General features: G+C 60.3%; 26 protein-coding genes and 3 tRNA genes. 1 reads left to right on the top strand and 28 read right to left on the bottom strand.

All coding sequences use genetic code 11. The features are described 5' to 3' along the window. Positions 1–1,473 (top strand): threonine ammonia-lyase, biosynthetic (gene ilvA / locus BT119_RS12290; RefSeq protein WP_072365767.1); only part of this gene is annotated, 1,473 nt, incomplete at its 5' end. A gap of 164 nt (positions 1,474–1,637) precedes the next feature. Here ilvA and BT119_RS12285 read toward each other — a convergent pair. The 28 genes from BT119_RS12285 to fabG all read right to left on the bottom strand — a co-directional run bounded on the left by BT119_RS12285 (position 1,638) and on the right by fabG (position 26,767). Beyond that, positions 1,638–2,462 carry a DUF2242 domain-containing protein gene (locus tag BT119_RS12285; RefSeq protein WP_058397563.1) on the bottom strand — a complete coding sequence of 275 codons (825 nt, stop codon included), beginning with the start codon at positions 2,460–2,462 and terminating at the stop codon, positions 1,638–1,640. Between the two features lie 233 nt (positions 2,463–2,695). Beyond that, positions 2,696–2,772: transfer RNA gene (locus tag BT119_RS12280), tRNA-Asp, on the bottom strand. A gap of 115 nt (positions 2,773–2,887) precedes the next feature. Further along, positions 2,888–2,964 (bottom strand) — tRNA-Asp (locus tag BT119_RS12275). Between the two features lie 79 nt (positions 2,965–3,043). Further along, positions 3,044–3,119 (bottom strand) — tRNA-Val (locus BT119_RS12270). Positions 3,120–3,269: 150 nt separating this feature from the next. Continuing rightward, positions 3,270–4,034, bottom strand: coding sequence for an SDR family oxidoreductase (locus tag BT119_RS12265; RefSeq protein ID WP_161428779.1), 765 nt, complete (start codon positions 4,032–4,034; stop codon positions 3,270–3,272). A 50-nt stretch (positions 4,035–4,084) separates the two neighbouring features. Further along, the gene (locus BT119_RS12260; protein ID WP_003368440.1) at positions 4,085–5,296 is read right to left on the bottom strand and encodes an O-succinylhomoserine sulfhydrylase; all 1,212 of its coding nucleotides are present in this window, start codon (positions 5,294–5,296) and stop codon (positions 4,085–4,087) included. A 20-nt stretch (positions 5,297–5,316) separates the two neighbouring features. Beyond that, entirely contained in the window at positions 5,317–6,825 is a 1,509-nt protein-coding gene (gene purF, locus BT119_RS12255; protein WP_003347797.1) for an amidophosphoribosyltransferase, read from the bottom strand. 12 nt (positions 6,826–6,837) lie between these two features. Further along, the gene (locus BT119_RS12250; RefSeq protein WP_003318487.1) at positions 6,838–7,425 is read right to left on the bottom strand and encodes a CvpA family protein; all 588 of its coding nucleotides are present in this window, start codon (positions 7,423–7,425) and stop codon (positions 6,838–6,840) included. Positions 7,426–7,543: 118 nt separating this feature from the next. Next, entirely contained in the window at positions 7,544–8,215 is a 672-nt protein-coding gene (locus BT119_RS12245) for an SPOR domain-containing protein (RefSeq protein WP_003368439.1), read from the bottom strand. Next, complete coding sequence (gene folC, locus BT119_RS12240) at positions 8,199–9,503, bottom strand: bifunctional tetrahydrofolate synthase/dihydrofolate synthase (protein ID WP_072365765.1); 1,305 nt, start codon at positions 9,501–9,503, stop codon at positions 8,199–8,201. Before folC ends, BT119_RS12245 begins: the two co-directional genes overlap by 17 nt. Beyond that, a complete protein-coding gene (gene accD, locus BT119_RS12235) occupies positions 9,500–10,420 on the bottom strand; it encodes an acetyl-CoA carboxylase, carboxyltransferase subunit beta (protein WP_003318491.1) in 921 nt (306 codons plus the stop codon). The genes folC and accD overlap by 4 nt, the downstream gene beginning before the upstream one ends. 252 nt (positions 10,421–10,672) lie before the next feature. Then, positions 10,673–11,293, bottom strand: a complete 621-nt coding sequence (locus BT119_RS12230) for a phosphoribosylanthranilate isomerase (protein ID WP_003368435.1) — start codon at positions 11,291–11,293, stop codon at positions 10,673–10,675. A 61-nt stretch (positions 11,294–11,354) separates the two neighbouring features. Then, positions 11,355–12,179 carry a tRNA pseudouridine(38-40) synthase TruA gene (truA, locus tag BT119_RS12225; protein ID WP_003368434.1) on the bottom strand — a complete coding sequence of 275 codons (825 nt, stop codon included), beginning with the start codon at positions 12,177–12,179 and terminating at the stop codon, positions 11,355–11,357. Between the two features lie 159 nt (positions 12,180–12,338). After that, on the bottom strand, positions 12,339–15,167 hold the full coding sequence (locus tag BT119_RS12220; protein ID WP_072365763.1) for a motility hub landmark protein FimV: 2,829 nt from the start codon (positions 15,165–15,167) through the stop codon (positions 12,339–12,341). Positions 15,168–15,276: 109 nt separating this feature from the next. After that, a complete protein-coding gene (locus tag BT119_RS12215) occupies positions 15,277–16,290 on the bottom strand; it encodes an aspartate-semialdehyde dehydrogenase (RefSeq protein ID WP_003431002.1) in 1,014 nt (337 codons plus the stop codon). An 85-nt stretch (positions 16,291–16,375) separates the two neighbouring features. Further along, positions 16,376–16,936, bottom strand: coding sequence for a DUF1285 domain-containing protein (locus BT119_RS12210; RefSeq protein ID WP_003431001.1), 561 nt, complete (start codon positions 16,934–16,936; stop codon positions 16,376–16,378). Between the two features lie 28 nt (positions 16,937–16,964). Next, positions 16,965–17,567 carry a DUF4823 domain-containing protein gene (locus tag BT119_RS12205; RefSeq protein WP_003318496.1) on the bottom strand — a complete coding sequence of 201 codons (603 nt, stop codon included), beginning with the start codon at positions 17,565–17,567 and terminating at the stop codon, positions 16,965–16,967. A 123-nt stretch (positions 17,568–17,690) separates the two neighbouring features. Continuing rightward, positions 17,691–18,353, bottom strand: coding sequence for a TetR/AcrR family transcriptional regulator (locus tag BT119_RS12200; RefSeq protein ID WP_003368424.1), 663 nt, complete (start codon positions 18,351–18,353; stop codon positions 17,691–17,693). 153 nt (positions 18,354–18,506) lie between these two features. Then, positions 18,507–19,160, bottom strand: a complete 654-nt coding sequence (locus BT119_RS12195) for a LysE family translocator (RefSeq protein WP_072365761.1) — start codon at positions 19,158–19,160, stop codon at positions 18,507–18,509. Between the two features lie 303 nt (positions 19,161–19,463). Then, positions 19,464–20,249 (bottom strand): TatD family hydrolase, encoded by a 786-nt coding sequence (locus tag BT119_RS12190; RefSeq protein ID WP_003368418.1) that lies wholly within the window; start codon positions 20,247–20,249, stop codon positions 19,464–19,466. A 14-nt stretch (positions 20,250–20,263) separates the two neighbouring features. Next, a complete protein-coding gene (locus tag BT119_RS12185) occupies positions 20,264–20,620 on the bottom strand; it encodes a PilZ domain-containing protein (RefSeq protein ID WP_003368414.1) in 357 nt (118 codons plus the stop codon). A 34-nt stretch (positions 20,621–20,654) separates the two neighbouring features. Continuing rightward, positions 20,655–21,641, bottom strand: a complete 987-nt coding sequence (locus BT119_RS12180) for a DNA polymerase III subunit delta' (RefSeq protein ID WP_072365759.1) — start codon at positions 21,639–21,641, stop codon at positions 20,655–20,657. Beyond that, positions 21,634–22,266, bottom strand: coding sequence for a dTMP kinase (gene tmk / locus BT119_RS12175; RefSeq protein WP_003368410.1), 633 nt, complete (start codon positions 22,264–22,266; stop codon positions 21,634–21,636). The genes BT119_RS12180 and tmk overlap by 8 nt, the downstream gene beginning before the upstream one ends. A gap of 19 nt (positions 22,267–22,285) precedes the next feature. Further along, the gene (mltG, locus tag BT119_RS12170) at positions 22,286–23,419 is read right to left on the bottom strand and encodes an endolytic transglycosylase MltG (protein WP_072365758.1); all 1,134 of its coding nucleotides are present in this window, start codon (positions 23,417–23,419) and stop codon (positions 22,286–22,288) included. A gap of 2 nt (positions 23,420–23,421) precedes the next feature. Next, complete coding sequence (pabC, locus tag BT119_RS12165; protein ID WP_003368405.1) at positions 23,422–24,237, bottom strand: aminodeoxychorismate lyase; 816 nt, start codon at positions 24,235–24,237, stop codon at positions 23,422–23,424. Continuing rightward, the gene (gene fabF, locus BT119_RS12160) at positions 24,237–25,481 is read right to left on the bottom strand and encodes a beta-ketoacyl-ACP synthase II (RefSeq protein ID WP_004408311.1); all 1,245 of its coding nucleotides are present in this window, start codon (positions 25,479–25,481) and stop codon (positions 24,237–24,239) included. Before fabF ends, pabC begins: the two co-directional genes overlap by 1 nt. A 114-nt stretch (positions 25,482–25,595) precedes the next feature. Then, entirely contained in the window at positions 25,596–25,832 is a 237-nt protein-coding gene (gene acpP, locus BT119_RS12155) for an acyl carrier protein (protein ID WP_003368401.1), read from the bottom strand. Positions 25,833–26,023: 191 nt separating this feature from the next. Continuing rightward, the gene (fabG, locus tag BT119_RS12150; protein ID WP_003318510.1) at positions 26,024–26,767 is read right to left on the bottom strand and encodes a 3-oxoacyl-ACP reductase FabG; all 744 of its coding nucleotides are present in this window, start codon (positions 26,765–26,767) and stop codon (positions 26,024–26,026) included. Between the last annotated feature and the right edge of the window lie 2 nt (positions 26,768–26,769).

The raw sequence follows: 26,769 nt of genomic DNA, 5'->3' as shown, positions 1-26,769 counted from the left end.
TACGACGTTGCCATCGAAACGCCGCTGCAAGGCGCTCGCCAGCTGTCCGAACGGCTGGGCAATCAGGTGCTGCTCAAGCGCGAAGACCTGCAGCCGGTGTTCTCGTTCAAGATTCGCGGCGCGTACAACAAGCTCGCGCAATTGCCCGCAGAGCAGACTGCACGGGGCGTGGTGACGGCATCGGCGGGTAATCATGCCCAGGGCCTGGCGTTGGCGGCACGCGAGTTGGGGATCAAGGCGACCATCGTCATGCCGCGCACCACGCCGGAGATCAAGGTCGAAGGTGTGCGCTCGCGGGGTGCCACCGTGGTGCTGCACGGCGATTCCTTCCCGGAAGCGCTGGCCTACTCGCTGAAGCTGGTCGATGAGCAGGGCTTCGTCTACATCCATCCGTATGACGACCCCGACACCATCGCCGGGCAAGGCACTGTGGCGATGGAGATTCTTCGTCAGCAACCGGGCCAGCTGGATGCGATCTTTGTTCCGGTCGGGGGCGGCGGTCTGATTGCCGGTATCGCGGCGTATGTGAAATACCTGCGCCCGGAGATCAGGGTGATCGGCGTCGAGCCGGACGACTCCAACTGCCTGCAAGCGGCGATGGCCGCCGGGGAGCGCGTGGTGCTGAGCCAGGTCGGACTGTTTGCCGATGGCGTGGCAGTGGCGCAGATCGGCCACCACACCTTCGAAGTGTGCCGCCATTATGTCGATGAAGTGATCACCGTCAGCACCGACGAGATCTGCGCGGCGATCAAGGACATCTACGACGACACCCGTTCGATCACCGAGCCCTCCGGCGCGCTGGGCGTGGCCGGGATCAAGAAATATGTCGAGCAGCGCGGCGTCAGCGGCCAGACGCTGGTGGCGATTGATTCAGGGGCCAACGTCAACTTCGACCGCTTGCGTCACGTGGCCGAGCGCGCCGAACTGGGCGAAGGCCGCGAGGCGATCATTGCGGTGACCATCCCCGAACAACCGGGCAGCTTCAAGGCGTTCTGCGAGGCCATCGGCAAACGGCAGATCACCGAATTCAACTACCGCTACCACACTGATCGCGAGGCGCACATCTTCGTCGGCGTGCAGACCCATCCCGAGAACGACCCACGCAGCGCCCTGATCGCCAGCCTGACCGGCCAGGGCTTCCCGGTGCTGGACCTGACCGACAACGAACTGGCCAAACTGCATATTCGCCACATGGTTGGCGGGCATGCCGAGCGGGTCAATGATGAAGTGGTGCTGCGCTTCGAGTTCCCGGAGCGACCGGGCGCGCTGTTCAACTTCCTCAACCGTCTAGGCGGCCGCTGGACCATCTCCATGTTCCACTACCGCAACCACGGCGCTGCTGACGGCCGCGTGGTTGCCGGGCTGGTGGTGCCGGAGGAAGAGCGGCATCTGGTCGGTGCTGCGCTGGATGAGATTGGTTACCCGTATTGGGACGAGAGCGAGAACCCGGCGTACAGGCTGTTTCTGGGCTAAGGCCGGGATATCTCGCGTTCCTCACGCTCCGCGTCACAAGAGGACGCAGAGCGTCCAGACCGGCATACCCACGCGGAGCATGGGCACGACGGTGATCTGACTGACAACTATCGTTCCTTACGCTCCAGCGTGGGAATGCAGTTCACGACGCTCCGCGCCACACCTTACTGCGCCGGGGCGGGCTCGACTGGCGTGGGGGCGGTGCTTTCGGCAGGTTCTGCGGCCGGTGTTTCGACCGTTTCTGCCTTGAATGAAGCAGGTTCGGACGGTGCAGGCACTGGTTCGCTTGCAGCAGGCGTAACCGGTTCGGCAGCAGGCTCGGCCTTCGGCGCGTTTTCTGACGACGCAGGCGCTAGCTTCGCAGGCTCGGCAGCCTTGGCGGGAGCCGCCGGGGCTGCGGGAGCCGTGTCAGGCACACCGAGGTCGGCCTTGGGCTTCTCGACAATATGCGCAGCCTTTTTCACTTCAGGCGGCAGGAAGTTTTCCACCAGACCGAAAAAGCGCTCGTAGAACTTTGCCGACGAGACGGTCTCACTGGCGACCTTGACCATCGAGTCGTCAGTCGAGCCTATCGGCATCGACACGGAACCCAGCACGCCGACACCGAGGCTGGCCGAGTTGTTGGTCTTCTTCAACGCGTAGCGGTCTTGCAGCGCGTTGGCGAACATGGTGGAACTGCCATCCTTCGCATCGGCGGCGCACACCAGATTGAAGCTGATTTCGATATGCGTATCGCCGGTCTGCTGGAAGCTCTTGCGGCCGGCAATCATCTTAGGGTCGCTGCTGGTGATGATATAGCCCTGACTCAGCAAGGCACGCCGCCCCGCCTCGCAGTAAGCCATGTCGGTCGCTGGGTAGCTTCGGGAGAAGGTCCCGGCGTCGTCGAAGTGTTCATGGTCATACACCGCCTGCTTGGGCGATGAACAGCCGGCTGCCATCAACACGGCAGAAATCCAGAGGGCGGTACGAACGTTCAGTAGCTTAAACATCGAAAATCCTGAGGAAGGAAAAGACTGCCAGCAAGACTGCGAACTGGGAAATGGCGGTAAGTCTGCAACAAGGCCGACGCTGGATCAACGTACAGTTCAAAAGGATTTGGATACAAACCACTCAGGCGCACGAAGCCAGGCCCTCAGACACACAAAATGCAGACAACAAAAAAGCGACCCTAGGGCCGCTTTCTTGTTTGCTTCAAGGAGTTCAAGGGCCTTGAAGCGGTGTATGGCGCAGCGGACGGGACTCGAACCCGCGACCCCCGGCGTGACAGGCCGGTATTCTAACCGACTGAACTACCGCTGCGTATCGCTGTAAACCTGTTTGAAACAAACCTTAGGTAGGCTGCTTCCTGTACATGTGACCGAAAGACCCTTGGGCTTTTCAATCGCAGACCCGGAGAACCCGATCTGTACAAATATGGCGCAGCGGACGGGACTCGAACCCGCGACCCCCGGCGTGACAGGCCGGTATTCTAACCGACTGAACTACCGCTGCGCATTGTGGACTTGCGTCCGTGTAAGCTTTTTAAAATCACTTTTGAAAGCCCTCGTACTTCAGCTTTCAAACTCAACGATGGTGGGTGATGACGGGATCGAACCGCCGACCCGCTGCTTGTAAGGCAGCTGCTCTCCCAGCTGAGCTAATCACCCTTTGCTTCGTTGAGGCCGCGAAATTTACGCACCTAACGAACCTAAGTCAATAGCCTGATTGAAGTTTTTTTAAAAACCGCCTCAATCACAAAACCCTCACCACACACCAAAAGCACAAGCAATAGCTCAATCGAAGCTCGTCCGCGCAAACTACTCGGCGTACACCATCTTGCGCGTCATGCCACCGTCGACCACGAACTCCTGCCCGGTCACGAAACCGGCGTTTCTGGACAACAGCCAGGCAACCATTGCCGCAACGTCCTCCACTGTCCCTACCCTGCCCGCCGGATGCTGGGCATGATCGGTCTCGGACAAAGGCTCGGCTCTGCGCAACGAGGGGTCGCGCGCGTCGATCCAGCCAGGGCTGACAGCATTGACACGAATCTCCGGCCCCAAACTGATCGCCAGCGCATGTGTCAGCGCCATCAGACCGCCCTTGCTGGCCGCATAAGCTTCGGTGTCGGCCTCCGACTGGCGAGAGCGTGTGGAGGTCAGGTTGACTATGCTGCCGCAATGCGCACGCAGGTAAGGCGCGCAATGCTTGGCCAGCAGCATCGGACCGCCGAGGTTGACTGCCAGTACACGGTTCCAGTGCGACAGCTCAAGGCTTTCCAGCGTAGTGTTGTGCGGATCGGCGATCGCGGCGTTGCACACCAGCGCATCGAGACGACCGAACTGCCGAAGCACCTCGGCCACGCCCGCTGCGACCTGCTCTTCACTGGCAACGTCCATGGCAATGAACAGGGCATTTTCACCCAGGGCACCGGCCACTTTCGAACCACGCGCACGATCCAGATCGGTCAACACGACTTGCCAGCCTTCGGCAATCAGCCACGCTGCAATGCCGAGCCCGATACCGCGAGCGGCACCGGTCACCAGGGCGACACGACCATTGTGGACGCTGGAAAATTTCAACGCCCACGTCTCACCCGGCTTGCCACTGGCCGGTTTGCTGGCCTCGCTACTCACAACGCCGCCAGACCACGGGCCAGGTCAGCCTGCAGATCAGCCACGTCTTCCAGCCCCACTGCAACCCGAATCAGGCTGTCGCGAATACCTGCGGCCTCACGTTCCTGAGGTGCGAGACGACCGTGAGAGGTGGTGCTCGGGTGAGTGATCGTGGTTTTGCTGTCGCCCAGGTTGGCGGTGATCGAAATCAGTCGCGTGGCATCGATGAAGCGCCATGCGCCGTCCTTGCCACCCTTGACCTCGAAGCTCACCACCGCGCCGAAACCCTTTTGCTGACGCTGGGCCAACGCGTGCTGCGGGTGGCTCTTCAGCCCTGCGTAATGGACTTTTTCGATGCCATCCTGCTGCTCGAGCCACTCGGCCAGTGCCTGGGCATTGGCGCAGTGAGCGCGCATGCGCAGGTTCAGGGTTTCGAGGCCCTTGAGGAAGATCCACGCATTGAACGGGCTGAGCGTCGGCCCGGCAGTGCGCAGGAAGCCGACCACTTCTTTCATCTGCTCGCTGCGCCCGGCAACCACGCCGCCCATGCAACGGCCCTGGCCGTCGATGAACTTGGTGGCCGAATGCACGACAATGTCAGCGCCCAGCAACAGTGGCTGCTGCAAGGCCGGCGTACAGAAACAGTTGTCGACGATCAGCATCGCGCCCTTGGCGTGCGCGATCTCGGCCAGGGCCGCGATGTCGACCAGCTCGGCCAGGGGATTGGACGGCGATTCGACGAAGAGCATTTTGGTGTTGGGCTTGATCGCCGCGTCCCAGCCGCTCAGATCGGCGAGAGGAACGTAATCAACCTCGACACCAAAGCGCTTGAAGTACTTGTCGAACAGGCTGATGGTCGAGCCGAACACGCTGCGTGACACCAGAACGTGATCACCGGCGCTGCACAGGCTCATCACCACGGCCAGGGTTGCCGCCATGCCGGTCGCCGTGGCGACAGCCTGCTCGGCACCTTCCAGTGCGGCAATGCGCTCTTCGAAAGAACGCACCGTCGGGTTGGTGTAACGCGAGTAGACGTTGCCCGGTACCTCACCGGAGAAACGCGCAGCCGCATCGGCGGCCGTGCGAAATACGTAACTGGAGGTAAAGAACATGGGTTCGCCATGCTCTCCTTCCGGTGTACGGTGATGCCCGGCACGTACGGCTAGGGTATCGAAACCTACGCCTTCAAGGTCGCTGTCCAGCCGACCTGCATCCCATTCCTGAGTCATGCCGCCCACTCCTTGCCCAATTAGTTGTTGTACAGATCGATGATCGCGCTCACTGCCTGAGTCTTGATCTTGGAGGCGTCATTACGCGCGCTCTCGATCCGGTTCAAATAATGCTCGTCGATGTCGCCGGTCACGTACTTGCCGTCGAAAACCGAGCAATCGAAGTTGTCGATCTTGATTTTCTTGCTGCCGCTGACCGCTTCGATCAGGTCATTCAGATCCTGATAGACCAGCCAGTCGGCACCGATGAGGTCGGCCACGTCCTGAGTGGTGCGGTTGTGGGCAATCAGCTCGTGAGCACTCGGCATGTCGATGCCGTAGACGTTGGGGTAGCGCACAGCCGGGGCTGCAGAACAGAAGTAGACATTCTTGGCACCGGCTTCGCGGGCCATCTGGATGATCTGCTTGCAAGTGGTGCCACGTACGATGGAGTCATCCACCAGCATCACGTTCTTGCCACGGAACTCCAGCTCAATGGCGTTGAGCTTCTGGCGTACGGATTTCTTGCGCGCAGCCTGGCCCGGCATGATGAAGGTCCGGCCGATGTAACGGTTCTTGACGAAGCCTTCGCGGAACTTGACGCCCAGATGGTTGGCCAGCTCCAAAGCGGCGGTCCGGCTGGTGTCCGGAATCGGGATGACCACATCGATATCGTGATCCGGACGCTCGCGCAGGATCTTGTCGGCCAGCTTCTCGCCCATGCGCAGGCGCGCCTTGTAGACCGAGATGCCGTCGATGATCGAATCCGGGCGCGCCAGATAGACGTGCTCGAAGATGCACGGTGCGTACTTGGGGTTGGCCGCGCACTGACGGGTGTGCAACTTGCCGTCTTCGGTGATGTAGACCGCTTCGCCCGGCGCCAGGTCGCGAATCAGGGTAAAGCCCAGTACGTCCAGCGATACGCTTTCCGACGCGATCATGTACTCGACGCCTTCGTCGGTATGACGCTGGCCGAACACGATAGGACGAATGGCGTCCGGGTCACGGAAGCCGACGATACCGTAGCCAGTGATCATGGCCACGACCGCGTAACCACCACGGCAGCGATTATGCACATCGGTCACTGCCGCGAAGATATCCTCTTCGGTCGGCTGCAACTTGCCACGCACGGCCAGCTCATGGGCGAATACGTTGAGCAGCACTTCCGAATCGGAATTGGTGTTCACATGGCGCAGGTCGGATTCGTAAATTTCCTTGGCCAACTGCTCGACGTTGGTGAGGTTGCCGTTATGCGCCAGCGTGATGCCGTAAGGCGAGTTGACGTAGAACGGCTGAGCCTCGGCCGACGTCGAGCTGCCCGCGGTGGGGTAACGCACGTGACCGATGCCCATATGCCCGACCAGACGCTGCATATGACGTTGATGAAACACATCGCGCACCAATCCGTTGTCCTTGCGCAGGAATAACCGGCCATCATGGCTGGTTACGATACCGGCAGCGTCCTGGCCGCGGTGCTGGAGGACGGTAAGCGCGTCATACAGCGCCTGATTGACGTTCGACTTGCCGACGATACCGACGATGCCACACATGCGACACAACCCCTACTTAGTGGAACTGGATTTACCGAGCACATCCTGCGGCATTGTAGACGGCAGGATCTGTTCCTTGAACGGCATGTCAGCGGGTACGCTGATGCCGCTGGCGAGCCACTTGCTGGACATCCCGAGAATCAGGTTTTTCGACCAGTCAGCGACCATGAGAAATTGCGGCACCAGCCTCGACTGCTGCCACCATTGATCCTGTTGCACCGGCCCCAGGCTCAACAGCCCTACCGCCACAACGACAAGCAGGCCTCCGCGCGCTGCGCCGAAGACCATACCGAGAAAACGATCGGTCCCGGAAAGCCCGGTGACGCGAATCAGCTCGCCTATCAGAAAATTGACCATGGCGCCTACCAGCAGGGTGGCGACAAAAAGAATGGTACAGCTCGCGATCACGCGGGCCGAAGGTGTTTCTATGTAATTGACCAGATACTGCGACAGCCCTGCGCCAAACATCCAGGCCACAACACCTGCAATGATCCACGTCGTCAACGACAGTGCTTCTTTTACGAAGCCGCGCTTCAGACTGATCAGGGCGGAGATGGCGACAATTCCGAGAATTGCCCAGTCAACCGGAGTAAATGGCACGTTGCAGCCTGCAGACGGATAAGGCGGCGCATTTTAGCAGAGCGTCCGCCTGCCGGTAAGCAGCGATTACCGGCGCGAGGCATTTTCCTTTGTGCCAGGGGCACCAGGTGCCGAACGGTCAGCCGCGCTCGGGCTGAAAGCGCACCACAATACCCTTGAGCTTTTGCTGTTTATCGAGCTGATCGCGCAGGCGATCGGCCTCGGAGCGCTCGATGAGCGGGCCGACAAACACCCGGTTCACGCCATCAGCGGTGCGAATGTAGGCGTTGTAGCCCTGGGTACGCAGCGTCTTTTGCAGATTGTCGGCATTGGCCCGATTGGACATGCTTGCCAATTGCACCGACCAACTGATCGACAGACCATTGGCATCGACGCCAGCAGGTGCTGCAGGTTTGGCAGGAGCCGGTGTCGCTGCTGGTGCAGCAGCCGTCGCTGGCGCCGGAGCGGGTGCCGGTTTGGCAGCAGGTTTGGAGACCGGAGCAGCAGGCGCTGCAGGTGCAGCCTGAACAGTCGGCGCAGGCGCGATCGGCATGGCAGGCGGCTGGTTGCTGCTCATGTCATCATCACCCGGCACAGGCTCCTGAGGCAGAACCTGAGGCTCCGGAACAGGCACCGGATCGACCCGCACCTGCGCAGCTGCAGGCGCCTGAGGCGCGGCTGGCGCCTCGACCTGCACCTGACGTGTTTCATCTTCACGCGTGAAAAGCATGGGCAGGAAAATGACCGCCACGGCGATCAGCACCAGTGCTCCAACCATTCGCTGCTTGAATACGTTATCCAGCAAAGCCATTTGCAGCGTCCTCATCGGTGTACCGGGCCAACCATTCAAGGGCCTCGGCAACACAGTAAAATGAACCGAACAGCAGAATCTCGTCATCGGGCGTGGCATGCGCGCACTGAGCTTCCAGCGCCAACGCGATACTCTGATAGGACGTCACGCGGGCGCCAAGGTTCTGCAAGGCCGTCTGCAACTCTTCTGCTGGCCGACTGCGCGAGGTCGGAAGCGGCGCAACAGCCCACTCTTCAATGACCGGTGCCAGGTGCGCGACCACGCCGTCGAGATCCTTGTCGCTGAGCAGACCAAACACCGCTCGACGCTTGCCGCCAACTGGCTGCCGCGCGAGGCGTTGGCCCAGAAACCGGGCCGCGTGGGGGTTATGGCCTACATCCAGAAGCAGGTTGAGCGACTTGCCGTGCCACCTGACGACCCTGCGATCGAGACGACCGGCGAGCCGGGTCTCGGCAAGCACCTTGCCTGTCGCATCCGCTTGCAATGGATACCCCAGCAGGGCAAAGGCCTGAAGCGCCAGCGCGGCATTCTGCATGGGCAGATCGAGCAGCGGCAGACCGCGCAGCTCGATCTGCTCGCCCTGAGCGACACCACGCCAGTCCCAGCTGTCTTCACCTATGGAAAGATCGAAATCCCGGCCACGCAGCAACAACGGACAGCCCAGCTCGCGAGCTTTGGCCAACAACGGCTCGGGGGGCGCGGGGTCACCGCACAGCGCTGGGCAGCCGGCGCGAAAGATCCCGGCTTTCTCGAAAGCGACCGACTCACGGGTGTCGCCCAGATACTCGGCATGATCGACCCCGATACTGGTGACCAGCGCCAGATCCGCATCCACTAGATTGACCGCGTCCAGACGACCGCCCAGACCGACTTCCAGCACCACTGCATCGAGCCGGGCCTGCTCGAACAGCCAGAACGCCGCCAGCGTGCCCATTTCGAAATAAGTCAGGGTGACATCGCCGCGCGCCGCTTCCACCGCAGCGAAGGCGTCGCATAGTTCCAGATCGGTTACCTCGACGCCCTGCACTTTCACCCGCTCGTTATAGCGAATCAAATGCGGGGAGCTGTAGACACCAACCTTCAAGCCCTGAGCCTGCAACAAGGCAGCGACAAAGGCGCAGGTCGAGCCCTTGCCGTTGGTGCCCGTCACCGTGATCACCTGGCGCGCCGGGCGTGTAAGCCCCAATTGCAGCGCCACCTGTCGAGACCGGTCCAGGCCCATGTCGATGGCCGACGGATGCAGTTGCTCCAGATAGGCGAGCCAGTCGCTCAGGGACGTAGAGGTCATATCGTCGCGGGTGCCGGCGGGACGACGATTGGCTCGATGACGGGTGCGACAAAGCGAGGGGTCGGCAGATTCATCATCTGTGCCAGCAGGTTACCCAGGCGCGGACGAAGCTCACTGCGCGAGACGATCATGTCGATGGCACCGTGATCCAGCAGGAATTCACTGCGCTGGAAGCCTTCAGGCAGCTTCTCGCGAACCGTTTGCTCGATGACCCGTGGACCGGCAAAACCGATCAGCGCCTTGGGCTCGGCGACGATGACGTCACCCAGCATGGCCAGGCTGGCGGAAACGCCACCGTAGACCGGGTCGGTCAGCACCGAGATGAACGGCAGCCCTTCTTCGCGAAGACGCGCCAGAACAGCCGAGGTCTTGGCCATCTGCATCAGCGAGATCAGCGCTTCCTGCATGCGCGCACCGCCGGAAGCGGCGAAGCAGACGAACGGGCAGCGATTTTCCAGCGCATAGTTGGCGGCACGTACGAAACGCTCGCCGACAATGGCACCCATCGAACCACCCATGAACGAGAATTCGAATGCCGAAGCCACCACCGGCATGCCCAGCAAGGTGCCGCTCATGGAAATCAGCGCGTCCTTTTCACCGGTCTGCTTCTGCGCAGCGGTCAGGCGATCCTTGTACTTCTTGCCGTCGCGGAATTTCAGACGGTCGACCGGCTCGAGATCGGCACCCAGCTCTTCGCGCCCTTCGACGTCCAGAAAAATGTTCAGACGTGCACGTGCGCCGATACGCATGTGGTGGTTGCACTTGGGGCAGACGTCCAGGGTCTTTTCCAGCTCAGGGCGATACAGCACCGCCTCACAGGACGGGCATTTGTGCCAGAGGCCTTCGGGAACCGAGCTCTTCTTGACCTCGGAACGCATGATCGATGGGATCAGTTTGTCTACCAACCAGTTGCTCATGCTTTATATCTCCAGTACCGGTGTGGCTCGAACGACTGACAAATCAAACGCCAGTCGCATGCCCTCGGATAAATTCGTATATGGACGACGATGAAAGGATAGCGATCGACTCATGGCCGGACCTGCGCGCCCCTCACCCCGATTTTTCACAACGACGGCGTTGCTCAGTGGCACCACCGCTTACTCGATTCGACCCGCGTGCCTCGTGGCGGGAACAGGCTTATGGACGGCGGCCGATCAATAGCCGTCACATCAGGTGCCGTGCACCGCACTCATGAACGCCAGGATCTTCTCCCGATCCTTGATGCCCTTGCTCTTTTCAACGCCGCCGCTGACATCCACTGCATAGGGCCGGACTTGAGCGATGGCCTGCGCCACATTGGCGGACGTCAGCCCGCCCGCCAGGATGACCGGCTTGTCCAGGTCGTCCGGAATCAATGCCCAGTCGAAGGTTTCTCCGGTACCGCCGGGCACCCCTTCAACGTAGGTATCGAGTAGCACGCCGCGTGCATTGCGATAGGTCCGGCAGACCCCGGCAATGTCATCACCGGCCTTGACCCGCAGCGCCTTGATGTACGGGCGATGATACCCATCGCACTCATCGGGTGTTTCATCGCCATGAAACTGCAGCATGTCCAGCGCGACGGCATCCAGCGTCTCGTTGAGCTCACAGCGACTGGCGTTGACGAACAGGCCAACGGTGGTGATGAACGGCGGCAACGCGGCAATGATGGCACGCGCCTGCAATACCGTCACCGCACGCGGGCTTTTCGGATAGAACACCAGACCGATAGCGTCGGCACCTGCCTCGGCGGCAGCCAGTGCATCCTCTATGCGGGTAATCCCGCAGATCTTGCTGCGAACGGCTGACATGTCGTGAGTAACCTCAAGCCTTTCGGAAAGTCCCGGATGTTAGCAAATGCTGCCGGGATCGTCAGCCGTCCAATTCCGCAAAGCCCGTAAGAAAATGAGGACCGATATAGCGCTCGGGCAACGGGAACTCATCACGGTACTCGACCCCGACCAGGTACAGCCCGTAAGGATGGGCCGTGACACCACCGGTACGCCGAATCCGGCTTTCCAGCACCTCCCGCGCCCACTCGACCGGACGCTCGCCGGTGCCGATGGTCATCAGCACTCCGGCGATATTGCGCACCATATGATGAAGAAAGGCATTGGCGCGCACATCGATCACGATCATCTTGCCGTGACGGGTCACGCGCAGATGGTGCAACTGCTTGACCGGCGACTTGGCCTGACACTGACCGGCGCGAAAGGCACTGAAATCGTGAGTACCCACCAAGTATTCGGCAGCCTGCGCCATGCGCTCGACATCCAGCGGGCGGTGGTTCCAGGTAATTTCCTGATTCAGGTGCGCCGGGCGGATCTGATCGTTGTAGATCACATACCGATAACGCCGGGCGATGGCCTTGAAGCGCGCGTGAAAGGTGGCCGGCATGACTCTGGCCCAAGTGACGCTGACATCATGGGGCAGATTGATATTGGCGCCCATGACCCAGGCCTTCATGGTGCGCTCGGCCTGGGTGTCGAAGTGCACCACCTGACCACAGGCATGCACCCCCGCGTCCGTGCGACCGGCACACATCAGTGACACCGGTGACGCGGCCACTTTTGACAAAGCGTCTTCAAGGGTTTCCTGCACGGTCAGCACGCCGGACGCCTGACGCTGCCAGCCGCAATAGCGCGAGCCCTTGTACTCGACGCCCAGCGCGATTCGGGAAAAGCCCTCGGCCGCCATCTCGGCGGCCGGGTTATCTATGTTCGCCAAAGTGGTACAGCCTGTCGGTTCGCGAAAAGTCGGCCATTATACGGCCGCAAAAAAAACACGCTACTCAAGCCGGACATCTGAAATGCAAACGGCCGCATAAGCGGCCGTGTGCAGGTTGCCGGGGTTGAATCAGGCCAGCCGCGAAAGCATCTCCCGCGCTTCGCTTTTCTGACCGTCATCGCCCTCGGTGACGACCTCATCAAGAATATCCCGAGCGCCGTCCGCATCGCCCATGTCGATGTAGGCACGCGCCAGATCAAGCTTGGTCGCCGCCTCGTCAGTACCAGCCATGAAGTCGAAGTCCGGCTCGTCATCCAGCGCTGCCGCATCCTCGGCGGTGAATCTTGGCTCATCGAGCGGCGGATGTTCGAGATTCTGCGAAAGACGCTCAAGCTCGGCGTTGACGTCGTCGATTTCAGTCGCGAATGCCTGGCTTGCCTGATCGGTTTCAATCTCGTCCGCCAGCGACAGGTCGAAATCCTCTGGAAGCTCAAGGTCATCAGTGACCGGTGGTGTAGGCGAGGTTTCACCCAAATCCAGCGGATCTTCGCCAAGGCCGAGCAGGAAATCATCTTCGCTCTTGAGGGCCGGGTCTTCCTCGGACAAGTCCAGATCGAAGTCGGCGAGGTCCTGCGGCGTTGCCGCTGCACGGGCCTCTTCCTGCTGCTGCATGACAGACTCGAAGCTCAGCTCTTCGTCATCCGCTACCGCCGAGACCTTGGGCTCGTCGAGCATCAGGTCATCGAGATCGTTAACGGTAGAGACTTCAGGCACAGACGGTTCTTCGAACTCGTCCAGGCTCAAGTCAAAATCGTTATCAAACGGGTCTGCCTCTTCGACAGGCTCTGCGGCCAGCGGAGCGGTGACTTCCGGCTCAGGCTCAGGCGTTGCAACAATTTCAGGCTCAGGCTCAGGCTCAGGCTCCTGCTCTGCCGAATCATCGGCCAGCAGCTCTTCAAGATATTTGGCATCGAGCTCTGCAACCAGTGCGGCCGTTGTAGCCGCCGCGGCGGCTGCAGCGACGGCAGGAGCAGCCGATGCAGTAGAGGTTTCAGAAGCCAGCGGCGCAGCAACAGGTGCCACCGGCTTCAGGGTCGAGTTAAGTTCTTCCCGCTGCTCGACCTCAGCTTCAAGCTTTCCCGCAGCCACCAGTTTACGTTCGTGGGCGGCATAGGCTTTGTTGTTACCCTGCTCGGCGTAGATTTCCATCAGTTTCAGACGGATATCGTCGCGCTTGGGGTCTTCGTTGACGGCTTCTTCCAGCAGCTCGATCGCCTGATTCATACGACCGTAAGCGATATGGATCTCGGCCTGAACCAGCGGATCGGCAGGACGTTCACGACCGGCAACGGCTGCTGCGGCGCCTCCCATGCGCACGTTGGGCGGCGGCACATCAAGCCCGTCGAAGCTGGCGGGCGGTGCATTCATGTCCATGTCCGAGACGAAATCCGACTCCTCGGCCAGCGCACGCGCCATGCGCTTGTGCTTCTCGGCTTCGGCCTTCGCCGCGCGACGACGCGCCAGGAACAACAACAGCAAGGCCAGAATCAGCAGTACCGCCCCGCCGATCAGGCCAAGCAGTACAGGGTTGTTGATGATTTTCTGCAGCGCGTCCTGGTCTTCGTCTGCTGCAGCAACCGGCTCCACCGCCAGCGGCTGCTCTGGCGCCGGCGTCGCAACTTCGGCAGCACCGGCAGGCAATGCATCTTCAGGCGCAATCTCGCCAGCCGGTTTGACCGGAGCACCGTTGGCGTCGACCAGCGAGGCAGGCACCGCCGCGTTGGCCGGCGTTGCAGCTTCCGGGGTAGCGGCAGGTGGAGGCACGACTGCGCCAGCGGCCTGCATCTTGGCCAACTGACCGTTTTTCAACTCGATCAGACGCTGCAGCTTGTCGAGCTGGCTTTGCAGGTCGTTCATGCGGCTTTTCAGCTCGGCATTATCACGACGTGTGGTATCCAGCGCTTCCTGAGCCACGGCCAGCTTGTTGCCCAGATCGCTGTCGCCCGCCGCACCTTTTGCCGCCGGCTTGCCGCTTGCCGAAACCAGACTGAGGTTATCGGAGGTATCCACTTTGGAAGGCGCCGCACCCGCGCGGTCACGACGGGTAGCATCGACCTGACGTGTACCGGCCGGCAGACGGCGACCTTCACGCCAGGCGCTGTATTGCCGGGAAACTTCTGCCACTGCCTGTGATTGCGGCAGCGCGGTGGTCTGCTGCGGCGTCGGAAGGCGCAGCACCTGCCCTTTCTTCAGGCGGTTGATGTTGCCACCAATGAACGCATCCGGATTCAAAGCCTGAATCGCCAGCATGGTTTGCTGGACAGTCCCGCCATTGCGCACCTTCGCAGCAATTTCCCACAAGGTGTCGTTATTGGCGGTGACGTACTGTGACTGCTTGTCGGCGGCTGGCGCCGGCAATGTGGATGTGTTGGCTGCCGGTGCTGGCGCTTCGGCTGCCGGCGCTTCAGCCGACGGGGCTACCGTTGCCAGTTGCGCAGGCGCCGCGGGCGCTGCAGCGGGGGCCGGGGCAGCAGCCGCAGCGGCTGCCTCGGGAGAGAATTTCGGCGGATCGAGCAGAAGGCTGTACTCACGCAGCAACCGGCCATTGGGCCAGAGCACCTGAACCAGAAACTTCACATAAGGCTCGCGCACCGGCTTGCTGGAAGTAATGCGCAGAACACTTTTACCGCTGGCATTGATAACCGGGGTAAAGGTGAGATCGTTGAGAAATGCCTGACGGGTCACACCCGCCTGCGCGAAGTCGGCCGTGGTGGCCAGGCTGGGCACAACTTGCGTTGCGTTGAGCCCCTGAGCCTCGGTCAACTCGATTTCCGCTACCAATGGCTGATTCAGGGTCGACTTGACCGACAATTCCCCGAGCCCCAGCGCCTGCGCCATACCCGATGACAGCGCTGATGCCGCAGCGATTGCTAATACCAGTTTACGAACCTGAACCATAGCCCATCCCTTGTTTAAAGATTCCCCGAGATCCGGGGAGGTAGTCCTGCATTTGGGTGTAAGGCGTATCGCCGCTAAAACAATTATTCAAATTGTTGCCAAGTATCTTTTACACATAGTCTTTTATCAACAATTCGCCAACCTGCACAGCGTTGAGCGCAGCGCCTTTGCGCACATTATCCGAGGTCAGCCACAGATTGAGCTGCTCGGAATCGTCGGTTCCCGCCCTGACGCGTCCCACATAAACCACGTCCTGGCCCACCGCATCGCCCACCGGCGTAGGGTAATCCCCCGCATCGACCAGTTCGATTCCGTCTGCAGACTCGAGTGCTGCATTGACCGCCGCCACGTCGACCGCCCCGGCCGTGCGCAACGCTACCGTGAAGCTGTCACCAAAGAACACCGGTACCTGAATGCAGGTCGCAGACACTTTGAGCGATGGCAGCGCCAGCAGTTCGCGCAATTCTTCGACCAGACGCCTTTCCAGCGGCAGGTGCCCCGACGCGTCTGGTGTCCCTACTTGCGCCAGCAGGTTGAACGCCATCTGACGATCAAAAAACCGCGCTTCCAGCGGGCGAACATTCAATAGCTCGGTGGTCTGACGAGCCAGCTCACTGACGCCTTCACGCCCCAGTGCCGATACCGCCAGACACGCCGTTACCGCCACCGACTGTATATCGATCAGGCCGAGCAACGGCGCCAAAGCCAGGGCAACCGCAGTGGCAGAAGCACTGGGACTGGCAACCAGACAAGGAGCGACGCCACGGTTGTGCAAAAGCGTAGCATTTATTTCCGGCACGACATTAGGTGCCTGGACTGCGGTAAATGCGCCCGACAGGTCGATGACCGTGCACCCCGCCGCTACCGCCTTTTCGGCGTGACTGCGACTGACCGCAGGTCCTGCAGCGAAAAACGCCATGCGCACCGTGCTGAAATCGAACTCGTCGACTTCACGTACGCGCACATTCTTGCCTCGAAACGGCACCGAGTGGCCTGCGGATTCGATGCTGGCCAGCAGGTACAGATTGCCGACCGGGAAATTGCGCTCCTCCAGAACCTGCACAACGGTTTCGCCGACAGTACCGGTTGCGCCGACTACGGCGATATCAAAGGACTGGCTCATGCAAAAACCTCAGGAAAATCAGGGAGCGGCACTTTAACCGCCGCATTGCCGACAGGCAATTCAAGCCGGCAATCAGGTGTGTATTTCAAGGCTCGAGCCCTATCGGGAAGAACACGCCATGGCTCCAGACGCCCAGCCAGCGCTGTTCATCTATATCGCGGGAAACGGCCAGCTCGACCAACTGATAGAAAACATTGCGGTGAATCAGCGCCTCCAGATTGCTCCGCACGTGAATGTAGGGCGCCGGTTCCTGGGTATCAGGGTCGGTTACAACGCGTAAAGGGTGTTCCGGTCCCGCCTCGGCCTGATCCTCTACATTGGTCAGAAAGCGCAACACCTGGCCCTCACCCTCCCCCAGCACCTCAAGGCTGACGGCGACAAAAGGCGCATCATCAACCGTGATGCCGACCTTCTCCACAGGAGTGATCAGGAAATAGTCGTCGCCGTCGCGGCGCATAATGGTCGAGAACAACCGGACCATCGGTTTGCGGCCAATCGGCGTACCCAGGTAATACCAGGTACCGTCGCGAGCGATACGCATGTCGATATCGCCGCAGAAATCCGGATTCCACAAATGAACAGGCGGCAACCCCTTGGTTTTGGGGATCTGTGCAAACAGATCACCCGCCTTGTTTGAATCGGTCACTCCACCCTCCTGATGCGAGCTTTAGGCTCTAGCGTTCGACACCCAATAAGGTACGAGCGTAGTCCTCAAGAGGCGGACCCAGCAAATCCTCCGGGCTTTTGTCGTAAAGCGTCAGCAATCCGCCACGGCTGCGAATGCGTGCGCTGTCGATGAGGTAGCGGGTGCCGGTCTCGATCAGCATCAGCTGAATGACGCCGCTGTCGACGCCCAGACGATCCACCGCTTCCTGATCGGCCCATTGATCGCCATTGCCGATGCGGTCGTCAGCCTTGGCGAAACGCGCATAGAGCAAATAGTGTGCGCCCGCAGCACGCGCCTCGACCATGGCTTCATCCAGCCCCAATGGGCCTCGGGCACGACGGACCATCGGGAAGTACTCGATAAAGCCCTTGAAGGCTTCTTCAGCCACCACGTTGGGGCGCGGATAGGCATTGCCTGGCGGCACGAAGGCGCCCTGAGCGATGTAAATGAACGAGTCAGGCTGCACGCGCCAGTTGGCAGTACGACGGGTTTCGCTATGGTCGAGCAGACCTGCGTCGCTGAATTGCTCGCGAACACCTTCGCCCATGTCACTGACTTTCATGCAGCCACTCAACGCCAGAAGCGCGAGCAGCATAACCAGGCTACGCATTATCCCCTCCCAAATACCGGTGACGGAAAACCGGCGAATGGTCGTCGGATGCAGCTTCCGCGCCATATCTGGCACAGCCGCCATCAAAGCCTTGAAGCTGGCGCTCAAGACCGGGCTGGCGGGTTATTCGGCGGCGGGATCCGGCGTGGGCTCAGCGCTGACGTCGCCGTCGCGCTTGCGCTTATTACCCATGCGTACGCCGATATCCATGAGGAAGTGGAAGAAGCCTTCCTGGTCTTCCAGCACGTTGCTCCAGAACGGCGAGTGATACAGCGCAACGGCGCCATGCACCAGCGCCCAGGCAGCACAGTAATGGTAGTAAGGCGGGACATCTTCGAGCTTGCCTTCACTGATGCGGCCTTTGATCAGCAGCGTCAGGTGTTCGAAGTTGGAAGCGCGGATCTTGTGCAGCTCTTCGACCAGCTCAGGCACCTGATTGCCCTTGACCACCTTCTCTTCCAGGCGGTCGAACAGACGATAGCGCTGCGGGTCACGCATGCGGAATTCGAAGTAGGCGCGCGACAGCGATTCCTTGTCCTTGTCGACATCGGCCGAATGCAGCAGCTCGTTCAGGTCCCGCTCGTAGTCGAGCATCAGGCGCAGGTAGATTTCCGCCTTGGACTTGAAGTGCTTGTAGATGGTGCCTTTGCCAATGCCGACGGCGTCCGCGATCATCTCGACAGTGACGCTGTCTTCGCCTTGCTCGAGAAACAGCTTTAGCGCGGTGTCGAGAATTTCCTGCTCACGGCGGCGAAATTCACGGACCTTACGAGGTTCTTTCTGCATAGAGAGGTCTGTCAGGATCGAAATCGAAGCGGGGTATTATGCCCAATCGGCGCTAAATTGCACGGTTCATCCATACTTGTCGACCTGCATGAACGATTCGCACGGGAAATCCGCACCGGTCATCGCGCGCTAGCATTCCGCTGCGCTGGAAATCTAGTGCGCTGGCAACGCGGGGGCAGCGACGACAAATTCCATATAACCCGTGATCACCACATACAACGTGAAGTAGGCAAAGATCAGCGCCGAGGCTATGTAAGACCAGCGCAACATTCGCTCGCCCATGAAACGCCCTCCCTGGTGAGCCAGCGCACACAGCGAGATCGACCAGACCACGCCTGCGGCGACGAACCCGGCGAGAAAGGTCGAAGCGCTGGCAAGATCAGAGCCTTGCCGGGCAATCAGCGCTCCGCCGACTGCGGCAAACCAGAGGATGGCGCTGGGAGAGGACATCGCCAGAAAGATCCCGCGCAGGAACAGCGCCAGGCTGGATTTTTCCGATGCAACGTCATGGCTGCCGAGACCGGTGCTGACGGCGGTGGCACTCATGACCATCCTGAAGCAGAACCAGGCCAGCACCGCAGTGCCGCCAATCCAGAGCACGTAGCGCACGGCTTCATATTGCAGCAGCACGGCCATGCCGAGCATGGCCAGGATTGCGTAGGCCAGATCCCCAACGCAGGTTCCCAGGCCCAGCCACAGGCCTCTGGAAAAACCGCGCTGCATGGACAGCGTAATCATGGCGATGTTTGCCAGACCGATGTCCAGGCACAAGGAAAGACTCAGCAGAAAACCATTGGAAAACTCCACCCCACCACTCCATTACTGCGACACCTTGGTATTTCGCCCGATGAGAGTGTTCATCGAGCACTCAAGGATCGCTTTAGTATTCCAAAACTGTTTAAAAAACGACCAAAAGACACTGGACGCTACGCCGTCCTGAACAATACTTAAGCTGCTGACGCGTTATCATTCCCCAAATGACTCGGCAGTAGAGGTGCCAAAGGAAGAGCGCGCCTTTGTTTTACTCCTAATGGTCTTAACCCGGCTTCACCCCCCAGAATCCGGGTTTTTTTTGCCTGCGATTTGCCTGCCCGTCGACGTCCGTATCCGTCAGCGCTGAACGTGCGCCAGCGGAAACAGGCGAGCGAAATTGGCTGTGGTCTGCTCGGCAAAGCGCTCATAGGACTCGCCTCGCAGCATGGCCAGAAACTCGGCAACCTCACGTACGTACTGGGGCAGATTCGGCTTGCCCCGGTACGGGATCGGTGCAAGGTACGGGGAGTCGGTCTCGACCAGCAAACGATCGGCGGGCACCTGCCTGGCAACGTCGCGCAGGGCATCGGCATTGCGAAACGTCACGATACCGGACAGCGAAATGTAGTAACCCAGGTCCAGCGCGGCCTTGGCCATCTCCCAGTCTTCGGTGAAACAGTGCAGGACACCGGCGTGGGGCAAGGCGGCTTCGCGCAACAGGCTGAGGGTATCGGTACGTGCGCCCCGAGTGTGGATGACCACTGGTTTTTCAGTGATTCTGGCTGCCTCGAGATGAACCCGGAAAGACGCCTGTTGCAGCTCGGCCGCTTCAGGTTCGTAGTGATAGTCCAGACCGGTCTCGCCAATCGCTACCACCCGCGGGTGATCCAGTTCCTTGAGCAACCAGTCCAGGGGCGGCATTTCGCCGGGCTTCACGTCCAGCGGATGAATGCCCACCGAGCAATCGACATCCGCGTAGCGTTCGGCGAGTGCCTTGACCGCACTCGCATTGTCGGCGCTGACACCGATGCAGAGAAAATGCCCGACCCCTCTGCCACGGGCGGCATCGAGGGCTGCATCCAGAGAGCCATCGTGCTGGGCAAGGTCAAGGCGATCGAGGTGACAATGGGAATCTACAAGCATGGGTTAAAACACAACTACATCGTATGGGTTGGACGATCGGACTTGAGAGCGCCGACCAGGTAAGTTTCGATCAGATTGCGGGCGGTGTTGTCGCCGTCATTGAACTGCACGCCCACGCCAGCGGTGCGATTGCCCTGGGCGCCTTTTGGCGTGATCCAGGCAACCCGGCCGGCTACCGGAACCTTTTCCGGTTCGTCCATCAGATTGAGCAGCATGAACACTTCATCGCCCAGCTTGTAGCTTTTGCTGGTCGGAATGAACAGCCCGCCGTTTCTGATGAACGGCATGTACGCAGCGTAGAGAACGGATTTGTCCTTGATGGTCAGGGACAGAATGCCATTACGTGGACCTGTGCTCGGCGGCAAACTCATGACAACACCTCAACGGTTCCGGATAACGCAGAGTCTACGCCTGTCCCGGCAGGCCTGCCCACTGCACCAACAACGCTTCAAGCAGCAAGACCCGATTGAGGTTGGCCTTGGACATGACTTTCTGACGCTGCGCCAGAATCCAGTCCTGAATATCCAGCACTTTGGCGCGAGAAGACTTCTGCGCCAGGTACTGAATCACCTTGCGCATGTCACCCAGGCCAAGGCCTTCCTCGTCCTGCGTCATCTGATAGCGCAGGATCAGATGCGACCAGTCACAGAACCAGTCGAACAACAGTAACAGCGGGATATCCTTCCAGCCTTCGGCCAGCTGGGTAGCCGACTGTTGTTGCTTGAGCAGCTTCTTGACGCCGTCGACCACCAGCGCGCGCTGTTCGCGAACGCCCTGCGTATGCAGCGCCACCGCAGCCAGCGGCGACCCGGCGGCCAGCGTCAGCAATTCGAAGCGCTCGTCCTGGGAGCAATCGGGCAAGGCCCCGCTCAGCCAGTCGAGGCTCATCTGCTCGCCAGGCAATGGGCAGGCCTGCTGCACGCAGCGGCTCCTCACCGTTGGCAGCAAACGACTCGGTTGATGGCTGACCAGCAACAGAACGGTATTGCCTGACGGCTCTTCCAGACTTTTCAGCAAGGCATTGGCGGCGTTGGTATTCATCGCTTCCACCGGCTCGACGAGCACCACCTTGCGCCCGCCCATCTGGGCGGTCTGCACCACGAAACTGACCAGATCACGCACCTGATCGACCTTGATCGGTTTGTCCGCCTCTTCCGGTTCAAGCACGTAATTGTCAGGATGGCTGCCAGCCGCCAGCAGCAGGCAGGACTTGCAGTGCCCGCAGGCATCGAGCCCTTCGGGCGTCTTGCACAGCAGGCTGGCCATCAGCCGTTCAGCCAGGGCGCGCTTGCCGATACCCGCCGGCCCGTGCAGCAGATAGGCGTGAGCATGCTGGGCGCGACCGGCCATCTGCTGCCAGAGCGAAGCCTGCCAGGGGTAGGCTTCAGCCACGTTGCAGCTCCAGCAACTGAGGCAGCAAGGTATCGAGGGAAGCCTGAACATCGGCCAGGGTCTGTGCGGCGTCTACCAGGCGATAGCGCGCAGGTTCAGCCTTGGCGCGCTCCAGATAGGTGCTGCGCACGGCGTCGAAGAATGCCCGGCCTTCCTGCTCGAACCGATCCAGCCGACCGCGTGCAGCGGCACGTGAAAGGCCGATCTCCACGGGCAGGTCGAACACCAGCGTCAGGTCAGGTCGCAGGTCGCCTTGAACGAATTGCTCCAGCGCTGCAATACGCTCATGGGACAGGCCGCGACCGCCGCCCTGATAGGCGTAGGTCGCATCGGTAAACCGATCACAGAGCACCACCTCGCCACGCGCCAGCGCTGGACGAATGACTTCGGCCAAATGCTGTGCACGCGCGGCAAACACCAGCAGCAGTTCGGTGTCGGCGCTCATGGCCTCGTCGCTGGGCGCCAGCAACAGCTCGCGAATACGCTCGGCCAGCGGAGTGCCGCCCGGTTCGCGGGTCAGCAGTACCTGAATACCCTGCGCACGCAATTGCGCCGCCAAGTAGTCGCGGTTGGTGCTTTTGCCTGCACCTTCCGGGCCTTCAAGAGTGATAAACAAGCCAGTCACAGGTCATCCTTAATCGTCATCATTGCGCACTCGGCTCGGACTGCGGCGCATCCGGAGCATCCGCAGGCACGGTTTCCGAAGAGGGCGAGTCAGTTGCCGGTGCCGGTGTGGCCGGTGCTGCAGGTGCCGGGCTGGAGCGATAATCCGCGCGGCGCTTGAGCTGATAGTCACGCACGGCCGCATTATGGGCATCCAGGTCGTCCGAGAACACATGGCTGCCGTCACCCTTGGCCACGAAATACAGGCTGCTGCCGTCCACCGGATTGAGCGCAGCATGAATCGCTTCGCGCCCCACCAGCGAAATGGGCGTCGGCGGCAGGCCGGCGATCATGTAGGTGTTGTAGGGTGTTGCTTCCTTGAGGTTGGCGCGGGTCAGTTTGCCGTTGTAGCGCTCGCCCATGCCGTAGATAACGGTCGGGTCGGTCTGCAACTGCATGCCCAGCTTCAGGCGACGCACGAACACACCGGCTATCTGGCCGCGCTCCTGAGGTACGCCGGTCTCCTTCTCGACCAGCGATGCCATGATCAGCGCCTGGTAAGGGTTTGAATAGGGAGCCTCTGACGACCGCGCATTCCATTCCTCGTCGAGTACTTCTTCCAGGCGGCTATAAGCCTGCTTGAGCAATTCGGCATCGGTCATGCCGCGCACGTAGCGGTAGGTGTCGGGAAAGAAGCGGCCTTCTGGAAACACATCGGGATGGCCGATTTTCGCCATCAGCTCGCTGTCGGACAGACCTGCCAGCGTTTGATCGAGCTTGGCCTGCTTGGCCAGCGCAGCACGCACCTGGCGGAAATTCCAGCCTTCGACCAGCGTCAGGCTGTATTGCACGACCTCCTTGCGCTTCCAGACGTCGAACAGGCCCTTGACGTTCATGCCCGGCACCATGCGGTATTCACCGCTGTGCAGCGCCTGTCCGGACAGGTTGAAACGCCAGTAGAGACGCAGCCAGAAAGCGTCCTTGATCACGCCATCGGTCTGCAATCGATTGAGTACGCCGGTCGGCGTTGAACCAGCAGGAACGTCCAGCAGTTGTTCCTGAGCCACCTCAAGTGGCTGGTTCAGCGCCTGATACTGCTGCCAGAACGCAAAGCCGAGCAGCAAACCTGCCAGGACAACCGCTGTTTCCAGCAACACCAATATTTTTCGGATCAAAATCAGATATCCAGAAGGGTGCGGGCAATACCTTGCAGTTTACGGGTGAGCGGCCCGACCGGCCAGTTCAACGCTGCAAAGCTGCAAACCGGCCAGACGCCGTACACGCTATTGCATAGAAACACTTCGTCCGCCGATTCAAGGTCAGACATGTGCAGGTCACGGATATCGACAGCCAGCCCCAGCTTTGGTGCCTGATGCAGCAACTCGGCACGCATCACACCGGCGACCCCGCAGCGGCTGAGATCGGCAGTCAGCAGACGACCCTGACTGACCAGAAACAGGTTGCTGTAGACACCCTCTATCAGTCGCCCGGACGTGTCACGCATCAAGCCCTCGGCGTGCTCGCTGTCACTCCACTCGGAGCGAGCCAGTACCTGCTCCAGACGATTGAGGTGCTTGAGTCCAGCCAGAAGCGGCTGTTCCGCCAGACGCGTCTGGCAGGCAAACAGGCGCACGCCCTGCTCGGCATGCACACCCGGATAGGCTGGCGCAGGGCCGCCCTGCAGGATTCGACGCGATTGAGCATTGGGGGCTGGAGCGTAACCGCGCTGGCTGTCGCCGCGGGTAAGGATCAGCTTCATGACCCCATCGCCAAGCTCTGCAGCGAAGCGGGTCATTTCTGCACGGATAAGCGCATGATCGGTTGCGATCGACAAGCGCGCGCATCCGTTTTCGAGACGCTGCAGATGGCGCTCCAGGAGCAATGGCTGCCCGGCCTTGACGACGATGGTTTCAAACAGTCCATCGCCGTAGGCCAGCCCCCGGTCCTTGAGGGACAAGGCGTCTGCGGGGCAGCCATCGACCCAGGCGGGCATTACTCGGCGAACCGACGGAATACCAGCGAGCCGTTGGTGCCACCGAAGCCGAAGGAGTTCGACAGAACGACGTCGATCGGCATGCGGCGCGCTTCGTGGGGCACGAAGTCCAGATCGCAGCCTTCGCTTGGCTCATCCAGGTTGATGGTCGGCGGAGCCACCTGATCAACCATTGCCAGCACACTGAAGATCGCTTCGACAGCACCGGCGGCGCCCAGCAGGTGGCCGGTCATCGACTTGGTCGAACTGACTGCCAGCTTGTAGGCGTGATCACCGAATACCGATTTGATCGCAGAAGCTTCGGCCAAATCGCCTGCAGGCGTCGACGTACCGTGTGCGTTGATGTACTGCACCTGATCGGGATTGACCCTGGCATCACGCAACGCATTGACGATGCAGCGCGCAGCACCGGCGCCGTCATCAGGTGGCGAGGTCATGTGATAGGCGTCACCGCTCATGCCGAACCCGACCAGCTCTGCATAGATGGTCGCGCCACGCGCCTTGGCGTGCTCAAGCTCTTCGAGCACCATGGCACCGGCACCATCTGACAGGACGAAGCCATCGCGGCCCTTGTCCCAGGGACGACTGGCGCGGGTGGGGTCGTCGTTGCGGGTCGACAGCGCACGCGCTGCACCGAAGCCGCCCAGACCGAGGCCGCAGGCGGCCATTTCAGCGCCGCCAGCGATCATCACGTCCGCTTCGTCATAGGCGATGTTGCGCGCGGCCATGCCGATGCAGTGGGTTGCAGTGGTGCAAGCCGTCGCGATGGAGTAATTGGGTCCCTGTGCGCCCAGATGGATCGACAGGAAACCGGAAATCATGTTGATGATCGAGCCAGGAACGAAGAACGGTGAAATCCGTCCTGGACCCTGCTCGTGCAGCAGACGACTGCTGTTTTCGATATTGGTCAGACCACCGATGCCCGAACCCATGGCAACGCCGATGCGCTCACGGTTTGCATCAGTGACTTCAAGGCCGGCATTACGCACTGCCTGGAAGCTGGCCGCGAGGCCATACTGAATAAAGAGATCGAGGCGGCGCGCTTCTTTGGGCGCGAGGTATTCTTCGACGTTGAAACCCTTGACCGAGCCGCCGAAGCGGGTGGTGAAGGCTGACAAGTCCGTGTGCTCGATAAGGCCAATGCCACTGCGGCCCGCCAGAATGCCTTGCCAACTGCTGGGCACGTCATTGCCCAGTGGCGAAAGCATGCCCATCCCGGTGACCACGACGCGTCTACGCGACACAGGACTCTCCTTCTCTCTTGTTTACGGAACAATCACAGCGTTTTTTAAAGAAAAAACCGCACGCCGATTAAAGCAGTGCGGTTTTCCCGTGACAGCAGTCAGCGACTACAAATCTTAAGCCTGATGGTTAGTGACGTAGTCGATTGCTGCTTGAACGGTAGTGATCTTTTCCGCTTCTTCGTCCGGGATTTCGGTCTCGAATTCCTCTTCCAGAGCCATTACCAGCTCGACGGTGTCCAGGGAGTCAGCGCCCAGGTCCTCAACGAAAGAAGCAGTGTTGACAACCTCTTCTGGTTTGACGCCAAGTTGCTCTGCAACGATTTTCTTGACGCGCTCTTCGATGGTGCTCATACCTAGTTTTAACTCCTAGTGGAAATGTTCAGGCATCTGGCCAGTGGGTAAGTGTATAGAAGAGGTTTTGCGAATTTCAAGCTTAACGCTCTCCCCTTATGCCCAACCGTACCTTCGCCCATTCATAGATTGCAGCTTTATAACGGATTTTAGACAGCTCGTATGACATTTTTTTGAAACAGGTCGTCACATTAGCTCATGTACATGCCGCCGTTAACAGGGATTGTGGCCCCGGTAACGTAGCCTGCGCCTTCGGACGCAAGAAAAGCGACTACGTGCGCAATCTCTTCGGCTTGCCCCAAACGGCCCAGGGGTATCTGGGTAATCAGTGACTCACGCTGAGCCTCAGGCAGCTCACGCGTCATGTCGGTGTCGATGAAACCCGGTGCCACCGAATTCACGGTGACCGCCCGCGAGCCCACTTCACGGGCCAGAGCCCTGCTGAAGCCTTCCAGACCGGCCTTCGCGGAAGCATAGTTTACTTGACCGGCGTTGCCCATGGCACCCACAACCGAACCAATGCTGATAATACGTCCCCAACGCGCCTTGGTCATGCCACGCAAAACGCCCTTGGAAAGACGGAAAAGGCTGTTCAGATTGGTGTTGACGACGTCATACCATTCGTCATCTTTCATGCGCATCATCAGGTTATCACGGGTGATACCGGCATTATTGACCAGAATCAACGGTGCGCCAACGCGCTCCTGAATGGTGGACAGGACCGAATTCACAGACTCGGCATCACAGACATCCAGCATCAGGCCAAAGCCTTCGATGCCGTTTTCCTTGAACGTCGCACTGATGCGCTCGGCGCCGGACTCTGACGTCGCGGTGCCCACGACAACAGCACCGTTGCGTCCCAATTCCAGAGCAATGGCTTGACCAATGCCGCGACTTGCACCGGTTACCAGTGCCACTTTACCTTGAAGGCTCATGC

This window comes from Pseudomonas sp. NFACC10-1 (assembly GCF_900119195.1).
Classification (GTDB): domain Bacteria; phylum Pseudomonadota; class Gammaproteobacteria; order Pseudomonadales; family Pseudomonadaceae; genus Aquipseudomonas; species Aquipseudomonas cerasi.
This window is presented reverse-complemented; position numbering and strand designations above follow the sequence as displayed.

Coding starts and splice junctions, on each gene's coding strand:
- BT119_RS12285 (WP_058397563.1), bottom strand. CDS start 2,462: ATGTTTAAGCTACTGAACGTTCGTACCGCCCTCTGGATTTCTGCCGTG.
- BT119_RS12260 (WP_003368440.1), bottom strand. CDS start 5,296: ATGACTCAGGAATGGGATGCAGGTCGGCTGGACAGCGACCTTGAAGGC.
- purF (WP_003347797.1), bottom strand. CDS start 6,825: ATGTGTGGCATCGTCGGTATCGTCGGCAAGTCGAACGTCAATCAGGCG.
- BT119_RS12245 (WP_003368439.1), bottom strand. CDS start 8,215: ATGGCTTTGCTGGATAACGTATTCAAGCAGCGAATGGTTGGAGCACTG.
- folC (WP_072365765.1), bottom strand. CDS start 9,503: ATGACCTCTACGTCCCTGAGCGACTGGCTCGCCTATCTGGAGCAACTG.
- accD (WP_003318491.1), bottom strand. CDS start 10,420: ATGAGCAACTGGTTGGTAGACAAACTGATCCCATCGATCATGCGTTCC.
- BT119_RS12230 (WP_003368435.1), bottom strand. CDS start 11,293: ATGTCAGCCGTTCGCAGCAAGATCTGCGGGATTACCCGCATAGAGGAT.
- truA (WP_003368434.1), bottom strand. CDS start 12,179: ATGGCGGCCGAGGGCTTTTCCCGAATCGCGCTGGGCGTCGAGTACAAG.
- BT119_RS12220 (WP_072365763.1), bottom strand. CDS start 15,167: ATGGTTCAGGTTCGTAAACTGGTATTAGCAATCGCTGCGGCATCAGCG.
- BT119_RS12215 (WP_003431002.1), bottom strand. CDS start 16,290: ATGAGCCAGTCCTTTGATATCGCCGTAGTCGGCGCAACCGGTACTGTC.
- BT119_RS12205 (WP_003318496.1), bottom strand. CDS start 17,567: ATGCGTAGCCTGGTTATGCTGCTCGCGCTTCTGGCGTTGAGTGGCTGC.
- BT119_RS12200 (WP_003368424.1), bottom strand. CDS start 18,353: ATGCAGAAAGAACCTCGTAAGGTCCGTGAATTTCGCCGCCGTGAGCAG.
- BT119_RS12190 (WP_003368418.1), bottom strand. CDS start 20,249: ATGCTTGTAGATTCCCATTGTCACCTCGATCGCCTTGACCTTGCCCAG.
- BT119_RS12185 (WP_003368414.1), bottom strand. CDS start 20,620: ATGAGTTTGCCGCCGAGCACAGGTCCACGTAATGGCATTCTGTCCCTG.
- pabC (WP_003368405.1), bottom strand. CDS start 24,237: ATGCCCGCCTGGGTCGATGGCTGCCCCGCAGACGCCTTGTCCCTCAAG.
- acpP (WP_003368401.1), bottom strand. CDS start 25,832: ATGAGCACCATCGAAGAGCGCGTCAAGAAAATCGTTGCAGAGCAACTT.
- fabG (WP_003318510.1), bottom strand. CDS start 26,767: ATGAGCCTTCAAGGTAAAGTGGCACTGGTAACCGGTGCAAGTCGCGGC.